Source organism: Paenibacillus taichungensis, assembly GCF_050994985.1.
GTDB classification, from domain to species: Bacteria; Bacillota; Bacilli; order Paenibacillales; family Paenibacillaceae; genus Paenibacillus; species Paenibacillus taichungensis.
The window spans coordinates 1742869-1760379 of record NZ_CP194720.1 but is presented as its reverse complement, the minus strand read 5'-3'; the positions used below and the strand labels follow the sequence as shown (position 1 = coordinate 1760379).

Here is a 17511-nt window from a genome sequence, read left to right as displayed (position 1 = left end):
CTTATCATACAAATATGTCATCGATGTTACAGTTGTATGAAATCTTCAAGTAAATAACCGAATTTCTCATATTCGCCTTTTTGCAGTTCCACTTCATAAATTACATCATTATCTTCAAATGTGGTCTCAACAACATCACCAATTTTGTAAAGTACAGATGTAAGATCCCCACGCTCAGCCGGAATACGGAAGCGTTTCGTGTCACCAGTCAATTCAGCCTGGATAAGCTCCCGAATTTTCTGCAAGTCATCGGCATCCAGAGCGCTCACTTTGATATGCTCTTTATCCAAAGGAAGCATTTCAAGTTGCTCCGGTGTACAAGCATCCTTTTTGTTATACAATACCAATTGAGGCTTGTCCCCTGAACCCAGTTGCTGCAAAATGGTGTGTACCGTTTTCATCTGATCTTCACGCATTGCAGACGATGCATCGACCACATGTAATATAAGGTCCGCTTCATTCACTTCCTCCAGCGTTGCACGGAAAGCCGCAATCAGATCATGAGGAAGGTTTTGTATAAACCCAACCGTATCAGTGAGTACGATTTCTTTACCACTTGGCAGTTCCATCGTCCGAGAGGTTGGATCCAGTGTGGCAAACAGCTGGTCTTGAATATACACATCTGCCGCCGTTAATTGTTTAAGCAAGGTGGATTTACCCGCATTCGTATAACCTACAAGGGCTACCTGAATGATACCCGTTTTTTTGCGACGCTCCCGGTGCAGCTTGCGATGACGTGTCACTTCTTCCAAATGACGCTTCAAGTCATCAATGCGGCCACGAATATGTCGACGATCCGTCTCCAGTTTACTTTCACCTGGACCCCGCGTTCCAATTCCGCCACCAAGTCTGGACAAATTCTTCCCGTGACCCGACAAACGTGGTAACAAATAGCTCAACTGAGCCAATTCAACCTGAATAATACCTTCTCTCGTGTTGGCGCGCTGCGCAAAGATATCCAAGATCAGCTGGGTGCGATCAATAATTTTGAGATCCAACGCTTCTTCCAGGTTACGCACCTGAGCACCGGACAGCTCCTGGTCAAAAATAGCTGTTGTTGCTCCCATTTCCTCAGCCACTGCACGAAGTTCTTCCACTTTCCCCTTACCAATGAACCATTTGGTGTCCCGGGTTTTCAGGTTCTGTGACAATACACTCAGCACTTCCACGCCTGCCGTCTCCGCGAGTTTTACCAACTCCTCAAGGGAGTACTCCGGGTTAATACCCGAACGTTTGACCTCATCGGTAACCAGACTCACCAACACGGCGCGATCCTTCTTTACCATATCTGTATCATGTGTGCCATTTGTCATCGTGTATATTCACTCCTTTTATTGCGTTTCCGCATATATTCTGTGCCACCATGGTTCCATGGCATGCTTTAAGCCGAACCGGTTAACCCGGCCGGCTGCTTTAAAAATTATATTATCGCTTACTTTTGATCAAACTTCAAATCCTCTGTGCGGATAGTCATCAGCTCCAGTTTTCCCGGATTCCCCTGGGTATACTGTTCCAATAGTCGAACTGCCTGATGGCGAATCGATCGTTCAATGGCATTTCGGACATATCGGGCGTTGCTAAACGCATGAAGAGACTCATTTTTTTCCTGAAGCAGATGCTGCTTTAGTTTGAGTATGGTCTGTGGCATGAGAATATAGTCACGTTCCTTGGCCATGATTTCGGAGATTTGAATCAATTGATCAATGCTGTAGTCTGGAAATTCAACCTGGATCGGAAAACGGGAAGGTAATCCGGGATTTGTCTGTAGAAAAAAATCAATTTCTTCCGAGTAACCCGCCAAAATGAGGATAAATTGATTCTTATTATCTTCCATTGACTTTACAAGTGTATCGATCGCTTCCTTCCCAAAATCCTTCTCGCCCCCGCGAGCCAGACTGTACGCCTCGTCAATAAACAAAATTCCACCCAGTGCCTTCTTGACCAAGTCTCTGGTTTTCTGTGCCGTATGCCCAATATATTCTCCGACCAAGTCTGCACGTTCCACTTCAATCAAGTGACCCTTACTCAATACACCCATCTTCTGAAAAAGCTTCGCAACAATTCGTGCTACCGTTGTTTTTCCGGTTCCCGGATTGCCTTTGAAAATCATATGATACACGTGCGCCCCACTTATCAAACCAGCTTCGGTACGCATCTGGGCAATCTGTAAGAAAGCATAGATTTCAAATACTAAATCTTTGATATTTTCAAGTCCAACCAGTTGCTCTAACTCACCTTGAATTTCCTGAAAATGCGCATGTTTGGCTAAACCTTTTGCTGCTTGTATTGCTGTCTCTTCTTCTTTGACCAGCATCTGAGGTTCCTGGTTACGCAAAACAACATTAATTTGTCTGGATGGTCTGCCTCCCGGTTGCCCTCCTGCAGCCATGACCCGTCCGTTCATTCGCCATCACCTCTATTTTATCGGGCTGAACTCTCCTGATTATTAATGTATTCTATCAGGTGCTCTAATATTAGAAGTATGGCGAAGAATTATGGGACTTTTCCATGACTCAAATCTGAATATTTTTTCTGAACTCTCCATTTTCAAACAGGGTTTGTCTATGCTTCAGAGACAGTTGGAAATAGGGAAACACATGAGCATCAATAGCATGCAACAATTCCTTTGCTGTCCGGTTAGCCAGATCATAATCCCCAGTCGTAATGTGCTTACGAGAAAGAGCATCTTCAAGTTCATCCTCGTCCAGCAAAAATATTTCTCCATCCTTCAGGACAACGACATCCAGATACAGATCATCAAACCATGGAACACCCTGATCGGTTATGCCCTGGCTGCGGCATGTATCAATGTACCATTCAACAATCCGCTCCTGATCATCAAACATGGCCGTAACAACAAAATGCTCGCCTTTTGGATAATACTGCAACCAGGAATAACCTTTATCCGCAATGCAGAAGGTACTTCCTCCATAGGTTTTCCACAAAGGCTCTTTCAAATCTTGTATCGTATACAGCGTAATGTAACCCGTAAAAATTTTGGATTGAACGAACCGGCATGTAAATTGTCGGTTCGTAATCCGGCGCCAGTTCGCGCGGTCCCCGAATTTCCGTTTCATACGAACCCCTCTTTGCCGACCACAGGTCCGTGACCTGCTGATATTGGTGAACAGCGAATAACGTCCGCATTACCGATTCCACAAGCCCCTGAATCCGCTTTGCACAACGTATTACGAATAGTTACAGCTTACCATATTTAAGTTATACACTCAAAATCAAGCTTTGCCCCATCTATCGGAGAGCTTTGGTTCCACGCCGAACGCTACACAAACCAAAAAACCTGCCCCCCAACATCAGGGAGCAGGCTTTAGGCTGTAATTATTTAATGCGGCTTATTCTTGTTAACCGCCAGTTCCAGCTTGAGAATCAGTGGGTGTATCCGTTTCTCCAGTGTTACCGTTGTTTCCACTATCTGGCGGCGTGACCACTTCGCCTGGTGTCGTTACAGACCCATCATTGGAACCTTCACCCGTACCTCCAGGTTCTGTTGTGCCCTGTCCCGGCGGTGTGTTTCCTTCTCCGGTCTGTCCGTTCCCTTGACCTGTCCCGCCATTGTTTCCATTTCCATTATTGCCGTTACCATTGTTACCATTTTCATTTCCGTTGCCATTGTTACCTTCAGAACTTCCATTCCCCGACGAACCGTTGTCTGGATTTTCTGTTCCAGGCTGTTCTGTACCCGGCTCCGTCGTTCCTGGCTCCGTGCCCGTATCTGGCTGTTCCGGTTCCAATTCCTCCGCTTCAATCATCAGCGATATGGTATTGGAAGGATCCGTTTCCTGTCCGGAAGCCAGATCATATGCTGTTACATAATACTCATAAGTGAGACCAGGGAGCGCACTTAGATCCTGCGCACTGGTCGAACCAACTGCATCAATGAGGTGGGTGAACTGGCCCTCAGATGTTTCTTTTCTGTAAATCCGATACTGTGTCGAGGAATCCCCCGTTGAAGTCCAATTCAACGATACAGTTTGCGTAGATGGATCATAAGCTCCATTCAAACCACTCACTGAAAGCGTTGGTTGCTCTGGTTCTTTTTCCGGTGGAGGTGTCTGGGCACCTGCTGGAGCTTTGAAGTCCTTCACAGGAACTCCTTTCAACGCATCCCCCATAACTTTGGCAAAGAACGCCGCTGACAGCTTACTACTATTTTTGAGCATATGGTTTGCATCTGGATTGTCGTAACCCATCCATACTGCCGCAGTCCATTCTGGCGTGTATCCAACGAACCAAACATCACGGTTGGCACTGTTGCCGGAAATACCACTTTGAACGGTTCCCGTCTTACCAGCAACGGGTCGATCCAGACGTGCTGAACGACCTGTACCGTCATTCACGACATTTTGCAGCATCTTAGTCAGGGAATAAGCATTTTGCTCACTCATGACACGTGTTGTTTCCGATTTATCGTGTTTATAGGTCGTTTTCCCAGCGCTATCCTTAATTTCCTTAATGGAATACGCCTGCTGGTACTCACCCAGATTAGCGAATGCACTATAGGCTTGCGCCATTTCCAGCGTATTCGTACCTTTGCTAAGACCACCCAGCGCGATCGCCAGGTTTTTGTCTTCATCCGTAAGCTGGATACCTACGCTTTTGGCAAACTGAACACCTGTATTCACACCAATTTTGTTTAGGAGCCATACTGCCGGGATATTCTCCGATTTGGTAATGGCATCCGTCATGCTAATGGTAGAAGAATACCCATGCAAGTTACCCGGACAGTAATTGCCGAAGCATTGCTTTTCATTACTGAGAGCTGAGTTTGCATTGTAATTACCAGATTCAAGAGCCGGTGCATAAGTCACAATCGGTTTAAATGCCGATCCAGGTTGTCTGCGACTCTGTGTTACCCGGCTGTAGCCCTTCGTTTGATAATCCCGTCCGCCCATCAAGGCGACGAGACTGCCATTTTCATGGTTCATAATGACCATGGAGCCTTGAACTGGCTGATCGTCTTTACTTGACTCAAACAAACTATCATCCGAGAAAGCACTTTCCATGGCTGTTTGAGCCTGAGCATCCATCGTCGTGTAAATTTTGTACCCGCCGATATTCAGATCATCCTCCGTTTTACCAGTCACTTTTTCTGCTTCACGAAGAACATAGTCGATAAAGGCTTGATACTTTTGATCTTTCTCAGGCGGTGTATAGTCATAATCTACTGCTTTGGCTTCATCCATTTCCGCCTTGGTGATGTAACCTTGCTCATACATCAGCTGCAATACGACAGCGCGACGTGCCTTGGAATCGTTGGGATTGCTCAGCGGGTTATAAGCTGAAGGCCCTTTAGGCATCGCTGCCAATGTGGCAATTTCCCATAACTTAAGATCGTTTAAATTTTTCTTTCCAAAATAAAATTCAGACGCAGCCTTAATTCCATAACGCTGATGACCAAAGAAAATCCGGTTCAAATACATCGTCAAAATTTCGTCTTTTGAGTACTTGCGCTCCAATGCCATTGCAATGGAAACCTCCGTCGCTTTACGGAAGAAAGTTTTGTCACGGGACAAGAACATATTTTTCGCAAGCTGCTGAGTCAGTGTACTACCACCCTCCACCATGGAGCGGGCCATGACGTCTTTAACCGCCGCCCGTCCGATGGACCAGATGTCCACGCCCTGATGCTCGTAGAATCGTCTGTCCTCCGTAGCAACAAAAGCTTCCTTTACCAATTCCGGAATATCTTCTTCATTGACCGGCTCCAGCTTTTGAATGGACAACTCGCCCATTAACTGTCCGTTACGATCATATACTTTTGAAGTTTCATTGATTGTTGTTTTGTCCTTGTTGGCTTTGAGCAGATTTTCGCCACTCACCATAATAAATAAATATCCACCCAGTGCACAGAATATGGCGATTGCCATGGTGAAAAACAGTGTCCATCCAACGCGTTTACCCGTAATTTTTTTCTTTTTAGAGGTCTTTGGCTTCGCTTTTTTGGCTGACTTGTTATTACTGTTGCGATTGTTAGACCTCGACAACGGATCGTTTGGCATGTTACCTCCTGACTCCCTTTCAGTTGCATAATTTCTATTCGTCTGCTGGCTCAAACTCCTATAGAGCTTATTTTGCCCGGAATGAAAAGAACAACCCTTATTCAGGTTGCTCTGTTTCAATTCCTATACATGTAGACGAAATGGTTGATAAAAAGGTTTCGTAATTTTTTAAGCTTCGCCGCTATTATCTTGCTGCATCAGCGATACGCTGCGTTGCGGCGTGAACGTGGAGATGGCGTGCTTGTAGACCATTTGCTGGCGTCCGTCGCTGTCAATGACGATCGTAAAATTGTCAAATGCCTTGATCGTTCCGCGGATTTGAAAGCCATTAGTCAAATAGACTGTAGCTGGAATGTTTTCTTTCCGCAGTTGGTTCAAGAACGTATCTTGGATGTTGATGGACTTGTTCATTAGCCGTACCCCCATTGGTTCATTTGAATTCGTGTTATAAGTAATATTCAATATCGCTGAGTAGCTTTCGTGCTATTATATCATGAACGGATTCATATAATCCACAAAAACCCCTTGTCTGCTATTTTGCACCTATGCCTGAGCTTCGCTTGCAACTAGAAGACTTATCCATTATACACCGCTTGTCAGAATTGCAAAAGAGGGACAAATTCTACCTTTTCCCACGTTTCCCTTCTATTTTTCTGGATTTGTATACGGTTTCTCTTCTTCTTTGACTAACGTAATATTTTTCCGATTCTTCTTATCATTGATCAAGAGTTTCAGGTATGTATTGGTATTGATTAGAACAATAATTAACCAAATTAATGCGACAAGACCTCCAATGGCGAAACCAATTCCAATCAATCCTGAGAAAAAGAGATATAAACTTGCCACTCCGCTCGGTTCTGCACTCATAAAATCTTCCCCCTTCCACTTTAGCTTTGAATCAAAACAATTAGCCTGTCATGTGAATTCATTTTAATATTTATGTTATTTTTTTACAATGAAATTTTCTGCTTAAATCTGTATACACCACCGATTATTGCCTCTTTTATTGACGTCATTTCATATCAAAAAAGTAAGAACCTCTACCTTTTATTTCTAAAAGATAGAGGTTCTAAAGTCCTAATAGGTGGCAAATTCCACCTTCTATATTCAGTCAAACTTGCGTTTGATCATCTCACTTACATGGGCATAATTCCCTGCAAAATCTTCGGTATCCGTCATATCTACCCATTCAATATCTTTCATATGCCGGAACCAGGACAATTGCCGCTTGGCAAAACGACGCGTATCCCTTTTCAGCCACTCCACCGCAGCATCCCAGCTTACTTCACCCTGAAGATAAGCCGCAATTTCCTTATAGCCGAGCCCCTGCATGGAGATATGTCCTCTCGCTACGCCTCGCTCCAGCAAAGACTTGACCTCATCTACCAAACCCTGCTCGATCATAAGATCAATTCGTTCTTCCACTCGGGCATACAGTTTCTGACGATCCATTGTCAAACCCACAATAAGTAGATCATATGGAGACTCTTTTTTCTGGGAAGCCAGCTGCTCGGATAACTTCTCACCTGTGAGGTGATAGATCTCCAGTGCACGAACAATTCGGCGTTGGTCATTCGGATGCAGTCGTTCTGCGCTAACCGGATCAATGACCCTCAGCTTATCATGTAACGCCTGCGGGCCATGTTGCTCTGCATAACGGAACTGTTCATCCCGGAACGCTTCATCTGAGCCGCTGTCCGAAAATTGAAAGCCGTAACATACCGATTCCACATACAGACCAGTACCACCAACAATAAAAGGCAACTTGCCGCGCTCATGGATTTCCCCAATCAGACGTGTGCAGCTTTCCTGAAATTCCGCCACGGAATAGGGGTATTCCGGTTCATGGATGTCGATGAGGTGATGGGGCACACCCTTCATTTCATCGCGAGTAATTTTGGCCGTTCCGATATCCATTTCGCGATATACTTGCATTGAATCCCCCGAAATTATCTCGCAATTGAACGCCTCTGCAAGCTCGATACTCATTCTTGTTTTGCCTACCGCTGTTGGCCCAACCAGCACAAGCAGCTTCGGTTTAACTTCCGCTTTCAACATTAATCACTCCGTACAGTGTTTTTGCATTGCCCCGGTCATGCACTTCAAAACCGAGTCTCGTAAACTCCGCGCTGCCGCGCTTCTCTTTCATAACTACCCGCTTGCGAGCAACTCTTTTCGCTTCAATAATACTCTGTTCATCCAGTGCACTTGGATTCGCATAATCTCGCAAAGGCTGAATGGCGCTTGAATCAAGCATGGGTTCACGGAACATCGGATCGAAATATACCGTGTCACAGCTTCGGTCTGGCAAGGAACGCAGCAAATCGAGATGATTTGCATGCCGCAGCTCAATGCGCCGGAAAGCTTCGTTTACCGCAGGCTTAATGCTCTCATATTGAGACATGCCTTCTACTAATAACGTGTACAGTGGGAGGGAGCTTTCACAGGCGATGACCCGACCACTTTTGCCTACAGCAACCGAGAATACCAGTGCATCGGTGCCCAATCCTGCTGTACAATCGATAACAGTATCCCCTTCAAGTATCGCCCCTGCGTCCAGCATCGGATCAGCTTCTCCATTTAACACACGTTTGGCCCGAACAAATCCCATACTGGGGTGAAACTCAAGCAGCGGTGAATCCGGACGAAACAAACGAACTTTACCCTGAAGCACAACTACAATTTCATCTATCCCATAATGTGCAGTCAGTGCAGGTAAAGACATTTTTTTGCGCGGTACATAGGTCCCTCCTGTTGTTTCCGCCAGGTTTCGTGCACGTTCCACAAGGTGGCCTGCTTCCTTTTCACCGGTTGTAATATACATAACTTCCTCCTAAGTAGCTACATGACCCGTTTGAACAATTTCTCCAGATCATAGGTTGAAAATGACACCACAATCGGTCTCCCGTGTGGACAAGTATATGGTTGACGGCAAGAACCTAGACGCTGAATCAACACTTCCGCCTCCTGATCCGTCAATTTCTGATTGGCTTTAATGGAAGCTTTGCAAGAGCACATAATGGAGGCCGCTTCTCGCATTTTGGCAACATCAATACTACGTTCACTCAGCACCCATTCTGACATCTCTTCAATAATGTCTTTCTCATCCCCCTTAGGGAACCAGAACGGGTGGGAACGCACCCGGAAAGTCTGCCCACCGAAATGTTCCAAATAGACACCTGCCTGCTCGAACCAAGCCAGTCTTGTTTTGAGCTTTTCGGTCTCGGATGGTGTGAACTCCAATGTAATGGGCAACAACAACTCCTGCGAAGCCTGAGCCGGATTGCCAAACTGCTCGTAGTAATATTCATAATTCACCCGTTCATGGGCAGCATGCTGATCAATCAGATATAGACCATCTTGATTTTGTGCAATCAAGTACGTCCCGTGGTGCTGCCCAATCAGACTTAGCTCGGGAAACGCGGGCATGGAAACATCCGACTTAATGGCGGATGCCAGCCTTGCCGGGTCTGGTAAACTTGGAGCCTTCCAGCTCCGCTCTCCTTTTGCAGCCACTGCAGATGGATTATAAGATGAACGCCCTTCTCTAACCGGAGAATTCACTGAATTGGAACGATACGCAGAAGACTGAGCTAGTGAAGTAGACAGCCCCTTATCTTCAGTTAAAGGTAAGGCATCTTGCGCAGCACGATCTGCGTTAGCACCGGTACTCCCACTCACAGCAGAAGCTTCATCGGTATTGGAGTTTTCATCAGGACTATAATTTTGCTTCAGGACATTTGATCCTAGGTCCCCACTCAACATCCCGAATGGGTCATAGGATGGTGGTATCTCGGGTGGGGCTTCAGGCAATGGCAGCGACTGACCCTCACCGTTTCCATCAGGAACTGATTGCACATCAGACGGAGCCAAATCAGCCGGAGCATCCAGGTCATCGTCCTCTGAAGTCGTTTTATCGAGGCCAGCAGTTTTCCCTAATGGACCCTGTTGCCCATACCCCGCAGATTCCGATTCGTCCTTTAAAGGACCTCTTGGGAACAGAAATTGTTCCTGGATAAAGGAACTGTTATCTCCACGTCTGATTTGCTGCTTGGTTACCTGAGGAATAAGCACTTCCTTACGTAAGATTCCACGCAGTGTCGTTTCCACAAACTCGTACAGCTCCGCTTCCTTGCTAAAACGAACCTCCAACTTCGCCGGATGCACGTTCACATCGACCAGGGATGGATGCATTTCCAATTGCACCACGACAAGTGGGAATCGATTAATGGGCAGCAGCGTATGATACGCCTTCAGAATAGCCTGATTGAGCCCGTAATTCCGAATAAATCGTCCATTCACAATGGTTGACATACCGCCACGATTGGCACGAGTCCATTCCGGCAAACTGATCAGCCCACTCACACGATAATCCAGACTCTCTCCCTGAATGGGAAGCATCGCTTTGGCGGCGCTTGTACCATAGATTGCTGCAACCACTTGCAGCAGATCCCCATTGCCCAGCGTCTGAAGCAGCGTATTTTCATTATGTCGCAGCGTGAACGAGATATTCGGATGAGACATCGCCATGCGATAGAGAACATCCGAGATATGTCCCAGCTCAGTCTGGATCGTTTTCATATATTTAAGTCTAGCCGGCGTATTGAAAAATAGTTCTTTTACCTCAAAGTCGGTGCCCTGGGGTGAGGTTTCATCCTCATGTGAGAGAAGTTTGCCGCCCTCAATCACGATTCGGCGTCCTCGCCCGTCATTCCCGCTAGCTGATAACACTTCCACTTTGGAGACAGCGGCAATACTCGCCAAGGCCTCTCCCCGGAATCCAAGACTTGTGATCTGGAACAGATCGCGGCCATGAGCTATTTTACTGGTTGCATGACGATAGAAAGCCTTTTCCATATCCTCCGGCTCGATACCGGAACCATTGTCTTTGACCCGAATACGGAGCAGTCCGCCCTCTTCCACCGTAACATCAATTTTGGAGGCGCCTGCATCCACCGAGTTTTCGAGCAACTCTTTAACGACTGAAGCAGGCCGTTCGACCACCTCACCTGCCGCAATCTGGTTGGCAATATGTTCATCAAGCACATGAATTTTCGCCACAGGTTTTCCCCTCCCCTATAATCAGGATAATTGCTGTGCCTTTAATTTGAGATCATTCAGTATTTGCATCGCCTGAAGCGGCGTCATGTTCATTACATCAATATCTTTCATATTACGAATAAACTCCCTGGCAGGCTTGTCAAGGGCAACAACCTCCGTTTTCGGAGTTACACTTGGCTCTTCATCCCCAAAGATGGACAGTTGAACCACATCAGCATGTTTGGAGCCTGACTGCTGCTTGCCAATTTGTTTTTTGTCCTGTTGTTTCCGTACTGGATCTTCAGTCGCAACAGTGAGTTCGACAGGTTCTGTAGATTCCTGCTCCCGAATCAATGACGAATGATCAGTTGACTGGAACTCTGCACCATCTCGAGCATGATCACCCGATTGTTGCTTGTCCTTCCCGGCAAATTCACTTCCAACCGCAACCTGAGCCGCCGCATGTTCGAAACCGTGCAGCAGGCCATTCGCCCGTTCAATGATGCTGTCCGGCAGACCTGCAAGCCGTGCGCAATAGATTCCGTAGCTGCTGCTTGCAGCCCCGGCGATCAGTTTACGCAGGAAATTAACCTTGTCCCCGCTCTCTTGAACGGCCATGGAGTAATTCGCCAACTTGTCCAAACTCTCTTCCAAATGAGCAAGCTCATGGAAATGAGTTGATACCAGCGCTTTGCACCCAATGATATCGTGCACATATTCAATGACAGACTGGGCAATCGCCATTCCCTCACTGGTAGACGTCCCCCGGCCCAATTCATCAATAATAATCAGGCTGCGTGGTGTTGCTTTATCCGTCATGACCTGAATGTCGGCCATCTCCACCATAAACGTACTTTGTCCACCGATGAGATCGTCTGCCGCACCAATCCGTGTGAAAATACGATCCATAATCGGTACTTCAGCTTGCCCGGCTGGCACGAAACAGCCGATCTGCGCCAGAATCGAAATCAGCGCTACCTGCCGCATATACGTACTTTTCCCTGCCATATTTGGACCGGTAATCAGCAGAATGCGCGCCTCTTCCTTCTGCATCGCAGTATTGTTGGCAATGAAAGCTCCATCTCGCATCACTGCTTCAACTACCGGATGGCGCCCCTGTTCCACGACCAGATCGTAACCATCAGTCAATGTAGGACGTACGAAATTGCGCTCTGCACTGATAACGGCAAAGGATTGATACACATCAATTTCCGCCACCAGCTCAGCCAGTTTTTGCAGCCTGGCGATCTCCTGATTAAGCCGTTCCCGCAATTCCGCGAACAAGCCGTACTCAATATCAACCATCTTGTCCTGAGCTTCCAGAATCAGCGTCTCTTTTTCTTTTAGCTCCGGTGTAATATAACGCTCAGCATTGGCAAGGGTTTGTTTCCGCTCATAACGGCCTTCTGGCAGAGAAGCCAGGTTCGACTTGGTAATTTCAATATAGTACCCAAACACTTTGTTGTAACCAATTTTCAGCGAGCGAATGCCGGTTGCTTCACGCTCTCTGGCTTCCAATTCAGCAATCCACTGTTTACCATTCACCGAGGCTTCCCGGAGCTCATCCAGCCGCTCGTGGTACCCTTCACGAATTAAGCCGCCATCTCGCACGGACACCGGTGGCTCATCAACGATAGCCTGACCGATTGCATCTCGCAAATCACTGCAATCATCCATAATACCAGCAATGTGCTGTAGCGTTGTAGAAGGCGAATCTGCACAATACTGACGTAGCCCCGGAATTTTATCCAGTGACACCTTCAGTGCATTCAGATCCCGGCCGTTGGCGTTACCGAAGGCAATTCGACCCACCAGGCGTTCCAGATCGTAAATGTCTTTGAGTTCTGCACGCAAATCTTCCCGCAATATAAACTGGTTATACAGCGTATCTACCGCTTCCAGACGTTCATTAATTTTGCCTTTTTGCAGCAAGGGTTTATCCACCCAACGGCGCAGCATCCGGGCACCCATGGACGTCTCTGTGCGGTCCAGGAGCCAGAGCAGTGAACCTTTTTTCGAACGCTCACGTACGGTTTCCACCAGTTCCAGGTTGCGCCGAGTAAAGGGGTCCAGAATCATAAAGTGATCCGGCTCATACGTTGAAACCTGTGTCAATTGGCCAAGAGAACGCTTCTGCGTCTCACTTAAATAGGAGAAAAGACGCGCTATACAAGCTTGACGTTCAGGCTCCAGACGTGCCCACACCGCTTCGCCGAATTGCTGACGCACCAAATCTTCCTTGCTCTTCGTCCATGGTGTGTATACCACAGGCCGACCAATTGGAGATGCCTGGGTAGCCACCGTATCCAGCAACGCAGCATCCCCCACCAGTTCCGAAGGTTCATAGATCCCGATCTCATCCTTGAGCCACTCTTGGGAGTAAGGAACTGACGTCACATAGAGTTCCCCTGTGGACAAGTCACAGGCAGCCAGTGCAAGTGTGTTCTGATTCCCTGTCAGGCACACCATATAGTTGTTGGACTTGTCCCCCAAGGTCTTGCCTTCCATTACCGTTCCGGGTGTTATAACTCGTACAATTTCACGCCGCACCATGCCCTTGGTTACCGTTGGATCTTCCATCTGCTCGCAGATGGCTACTTTGTATCCTTTTTCAATCAAGCGCTGTATGTAATTGTCAGCCGAATGATAAGGCACACCGCACATCGGGATTTTATCTTCTCCCCCACCTGCACGTGCTGTTAATGTAATTTCTAGTTCACGGGAAGCATTAACTGCATCATCAAAGAACATTTCATAGAAATCACCTAATCTAAAAAAAAGAAAAGCGTCCTGCGCTTCGGCCTTCACTTGCAAATATTGTTGAATCATTGGCGTATACTGAGCCATGAGTATCCTCCATCCGTTCCAATGTTGTCAGGAAGAGAAGCTGTCCCGGAAGGAGCAATAAGGCGGTTAGGCACCTTAATCGTGCCACCGCCTCATGTTTCGGCATCCGCCGCTTCCCTCACAGGTTGCTGTTCCAATTCTTCCATAACGATGATCAAAATCGACTTATTTCTCATTATAACAAAAAAGTGCCCACTCTTCATGAACCTGCTCGAATATTCCAGAGTTTACGTATATCCCGACTCTCGTCCCATGTCCTACCCTGTCTTAACTGGCTAATTAATGGAGCAGCGTAAAGTTCATAACGTTCATAACCATCCATTTGTGTCAGGTCATCCAGCAGTGCCGGAATATGCGCCTGCATCACCTCACGGTTGCCTTCATAAAAAGCAGTATGAATAACAGCCTTCGCCAATGGACGTTGACGCAATTGTTGGTAACCTCTCGCGATAAGACCAGCCAAAGCCACAACTCCTTTGGCAACCAAAGGAGATACCAAAAAACTGGGTAATGTGCGGTATTCGAATCCACCGTAAGATTTCAGTCGAAAATCACCTAATGCCCCATAACGTGGACGGCGACCTGATCCTCGTGGATCCTGAAGAACGGCAAGCGGCAGCGCCAGATAATTGTCAAGCGCACGCAGCAGGTCCCCGTTTAATGTAACGCCACTGAAATGAACATGTCCGCCCAGTGGCAAGCCACGCTGGGGCATTCCCCCTGCCTGCCAGATCAGCGAGTGATCACTAATACTACGGGAAGCCGCCGCAAAGGCTCTCATCAGATGAGCCAACAACTCGCGCGGCTCAGAGCTGGGTGCAGGTCGTAGTTCGGCAACAGGATATATTCGTCGTCCATTAATCGTCACGGAATCACAGCCGGCTACACCTGTTCGTTCGAGAAATCTGGAGGCGGGCACAATTTTGGATTCTGGCATTTGCACAAGCAGGAACTCAGGGTCCATTCCAAGTATGGGGGCTGCATTACGATGCCGCTCTTCATCCAGTTCGGACTGAAGCTGTTTCCAGCCTGCACGGTACATGGCAGAGAGATCCTTCATGCCCTTCCATGGCCTTGGGTCAATCGAGATGACAGCACAACCGCTCTTTCCTGACGCTTCCAGTCTTACAGCGCCGTGATCCAGTCCAACCGTATACAATGCTTTGGTGGCAAGCCGTTCAATGCGTTTGAATAACGTTGATGCCGCTTCACGATCCAGCACACTTTCTTGCGCTCCCCCCATGCCACTGGTGTCCCTACGTTTGATGCGAATCGCTTGAAGACAGCATATCTCTACATCGTAACGTGCACGTAGACCCAACTCCCGGTCACGTCTGCCCTGCGATGCCAGCACTTCAATCCCGGATCGTTTCAGGCGATCTGCCCGTTCACGAGGGAGCATGCGTTCATATCGGCGCACCGCCTCCTCGGCCTCATCTATCACATTCATTCTGTCCCACCTCCCGATACTCGCCCAAAATGAAAAAAGAGGGCTTACGCCCTCTTCACTGCCGCTTGCGGCGCATATAATACCTTAAGTTTATGAATCCGGATCGCTGAGCTTACAGCTCATCGTCAAGCAGGTCGGGATCGAGATCGTCATAATCTCCATCGCCACTGCCGTAGTCATAATCCTTGTCTTCGTAATCTCCACAGCCATCCGTGCACACTTTCACACATACTTTGGTCTCGGCGACCAGTTCAACAGCGAATTCCCGTTCTACCCGGATAATTACGCTGCCTCCACCTGCCGACACCGTGGCTTCCACACAGCTCGGTTCCTGCGTTGCATCCGCAGATACCTCTACAGTGGCGGCCCGGTGTTTCGGGTCCAGATAGGACAAAGGCACATGTTCTACATACGACACCGTTTCTTTGGCTACATCCGTCTGTGAATTTTTGTCATAGGAATACCAAATGTTGATATCGTAAGTACCAATAACTTCAATTCCGTCCCCCGCTGATACGGCTTCATATTGGTGGTTGATAATCCAAGCCCCCAAAATACTGGTCGGACCATGTGGCGGAGTCACGGTATGTGTTACGGTAGAGAACTTACGACCTTTGCCGCAGATCGCCTTCGTGATGATCTCTCTACATTGATGTTTATGACTCAATGACATCTTTAAACCTCCTCCATACAATCATTCTTTACAAGTGTATGCAGGGCATCCGTCTAGGGTGACAACTATTTTCTATTATTCATTTGTAGATTGGGACCGGTCCGATACTGGAGACGGTGCTTTGTCCTTCTTGGCTATTTTCAGATACAGCGCGAGTTCCCGGCACAGCTGGAGAATCGCGGAACGAATCTCGAATTCTTCCCTTGTATCCGGCAACTCCATTCGCTTGAATTCTTCTTGCACATCTGCGAGAAGTTTTTCTGTACGTCCGGTGTAAGATTCAGTGAGCACATCCTGACTGAGCTGGTCGAACAGCTCCGATACCATTTCCGCATGCGGCATCTTCTGATAGATCTGGGATACCAGATGCATCATATGCTGGATGGAATCCAATTGCGTTTTGCGCATATAAAAGTAAACACTCCATCCCTCGTTCGGGTGGATGACCTGATTTTCCAATGAACGTTTGGCCGCTTCAATGCCGCCTAGTACAGCCTTGTCGGCTTCAATGAGCTCTTTCCCTGCCCATACTTCGTTTGGATTGCGCAGCGTGGCTGCAAACTCCTGGAAGATAACCGAGAATAATTCATCAATTCTTTTGCGAATACGCAGCATCTGCGGGTCCGCAGCCGGCATATAGGCCAGATTGACAACCATCGCGGAACCGAGACCAATCAGCAGCAGCCCAATTTGGATCAAAACCACCTGTACGTCCATTTCGCCGCCGCTAAATACCCGGAACACCACGACAGAACCCGTCACAATGCCTTCCTTGAATCCGGCCCGAACGATAACCGGGAATGCAATCAGTATGTAAACCGCCAGCACCCAGTAATGGAAGCCAAGAAAGTGAAAAAGTACACTTGCAAATAAAAGCCCCACTACGGAAGCGAAAAATCTCGCAGATATGGTGCGAATACTTCTTTTTCGTGTCACATCAACGCCGAGTATGGCTAACAAGCCCGCCGATGTTGGTCCGGGCAAGCCGCACCAGTCCGCAATCAGCACGGCCATCAGCGCGGCTATTGCGGTTTTAATTACCCTAAAACCCATCTAACTCCCTCTCCTCTAAGCTGCAAAAATGGCAAAGCCAGCGAGCCATACCTATCCGGGTGAGCACTTGTCCACCAATGCCTGACAGCGTGTGTCGTCATATATCATATCCCTAGTATTACACATCCTGCCAAAAACCATTTCTTATCTAATCAAAAGAATCATTCTGGAAGAACCGTATATCTATTTCGCTGCTACACTCATAAACGGCATCAACCGACATGCATATGCATGTCGGTCACAATAACGCGCCCCGGATGAGGGACGCTGGCAATTTGATTGATGCGACAAAAGCCTCTAGGCCCTCTTCTCCAATCGTCGCATTCATTCCGGACTGCGCGGAATATTCGTATTAGTATGGTACTTGATTTTACGGGTTCAGGCAACGTGACACCTCTTGTGAAATTGTATACATATCATGAAGCATTCTA

General features: G+C 47.5%; 13 protein-coding genes. All 13 read right to left on the bottom strand.

Features of this window, described 5'->3' with window-relative positions; all coding sequences use genetic code 11:
* Positions 1–26: 26 nt before the first annotated feature.
* Positions 27–1313 carry a GTPase HflX gene (hflX, locus tag ACR1R9_RS08140; protein WP_433921374.1) on the bottom strand — a complete coding sequence of 429 codons (1287 nt, stop codon included), beginning with the start codon at positions 1311–1313 and terminating at the stop codon, positions 27–29.
* A gap of 119 nt (positions 1314–1432) precedes the next feature.
* Entirely contained in the window at positions 1433–2404 is a 972-nt protein-coding gene (locus ACR1R9_RS08135; RefSeq protein ID WP_076289088.1) for an AAA family ATPase, read from the bottom strand.
* A 109-nt stretch (positions 2405–2513) separates the two neighbouring features.
* On the bottom strand, positions 2514–3077 hold the full coding sequence (locus ACR1R9_RS08130; RefSeq protein ID WP_076289087.1) for a DUF402 domain-containing protein: 564 nt from the start codon (positions 3075–3077) through the stop codon (positions 2514–2516).
* A gap of 282 nt (positions 3078–3359) precedes the next feature.
* Positions 3360–6017 carry a PBP1A family penicillin-binding protein gene (locus ACR1R9_RS08125; protein WP_433921375.1) on the bottom strand — a complete coding sequence of 886 codons (2658 nt, stop codon included), beginning with the start codon at positions 6015–6017 and terminating at the stop codon, positions 3360–3362.
* 168 nt (positions 6018–6185) lie between these two features.
* Positions 6186–6428 (bottom strand): RNA chaperone Hfq, encoded by a 243-nt coding sequence (gene hfq / locus ACR1R9_RS08120; RefSeq protein WP_017687918.1) that lies wholly within the window; start codon positions 6426–6428, stop codon positions 6186–6188.
* Positions 6429–6662: 234 nt separating this feature from the next.
* A complete protein-coding gene (locus ACR1R9_RS08115; protein ID WP_175382381.1) occupies positions 6663–6884 on the bottom strand; it encodes a hypothetical protein in 222 nt (73 codons plus the stop codon).
* Between the two features lie 240 nt (positions 6885–7124).
* On the bottom strand, positions 7125–8072 hold the full coding sequence (gene miaA, locus ACR1R9_RS08110; RefSeq protein WP_411836179.1) for a tRNA (adenosine(37)-N6)-dimethylallyltransferase MiaA: 948 nt from the start codon (positions 8070–8072) through the stop codon (positions 7125–7127).
* On the bottom strand, positions 8056–8841 hold the full coding sequence (locus ACR1R9_RS08105) for a class I SAM-dependent methyltransferase (protein WP_076289083.1): 786 nt from the start codon (positions 8839–8841) through the stop codon (positions 8056–8058). Before ACR1R9_RS08105 ends, miaA begins: the two co-directional genes overlap by 17 nt.
* 17 nt (positions 8842–8858) lie before the next feature.
* Positions 8859–11078, bottom strand: a complete 2220-nt coding sequence (gene mutL / locus ACR1R9_RS08100) for a DNA mismatch repair endonuclease MutL (RefSeq protein ID WP_433921376.1) — start codon at positions 11076–11078, stop codon at positions 8859–8861.
* Positions 11079–11099: 21 nt separating this feature from the next.
* Complete coding sequence (gene mutS / locus ACR1R9_RS08095; protein ID WP_433921377.1) at positions 11100–13904, bottom strand: DNA mismatch repair protein MutS; 2805 nt, start codon at positions 13902–13904, stop codon at positions 11100–11102.
* Positions 13905–14103: 199 nt separating this feature from the next.
* On the bottom strand, positions 14104–15354 hold the full coding sequence (locus ACR1R9_RS08090) for a putative amidoligase domain-containing protein (RefSeq protein WP_433921378.1): 1251 nt from the start codon (positions 15352–15354) through the stop codon (positions 14104–14106).
* Between the two features lie 112 nt (positions 15355–15466).
* A complete protein-coding gene (locus ACR1R9_RS08085; RefSeq protein WP_076289080.1) occupies positions 15467–16027 on the bottom strand; it encodes an outer spore coat protein CotE in 561 nt (186 codons plus the stop codon).
* A 75-nt stretch (positions 16028–16102) separates the two neighbouring features.
* Positions 16103–17080, bottom strand: coding sequence for an aromatic acid exporter family protein (locus ACR1R9_RS08080; protein ID WP_076289079.1), 978 nt, complete (start codon positions 17078–17080; stop codon positions 16103–16105).
* Positions 17081–17511 lie beyond the last annotated feature (431 nt).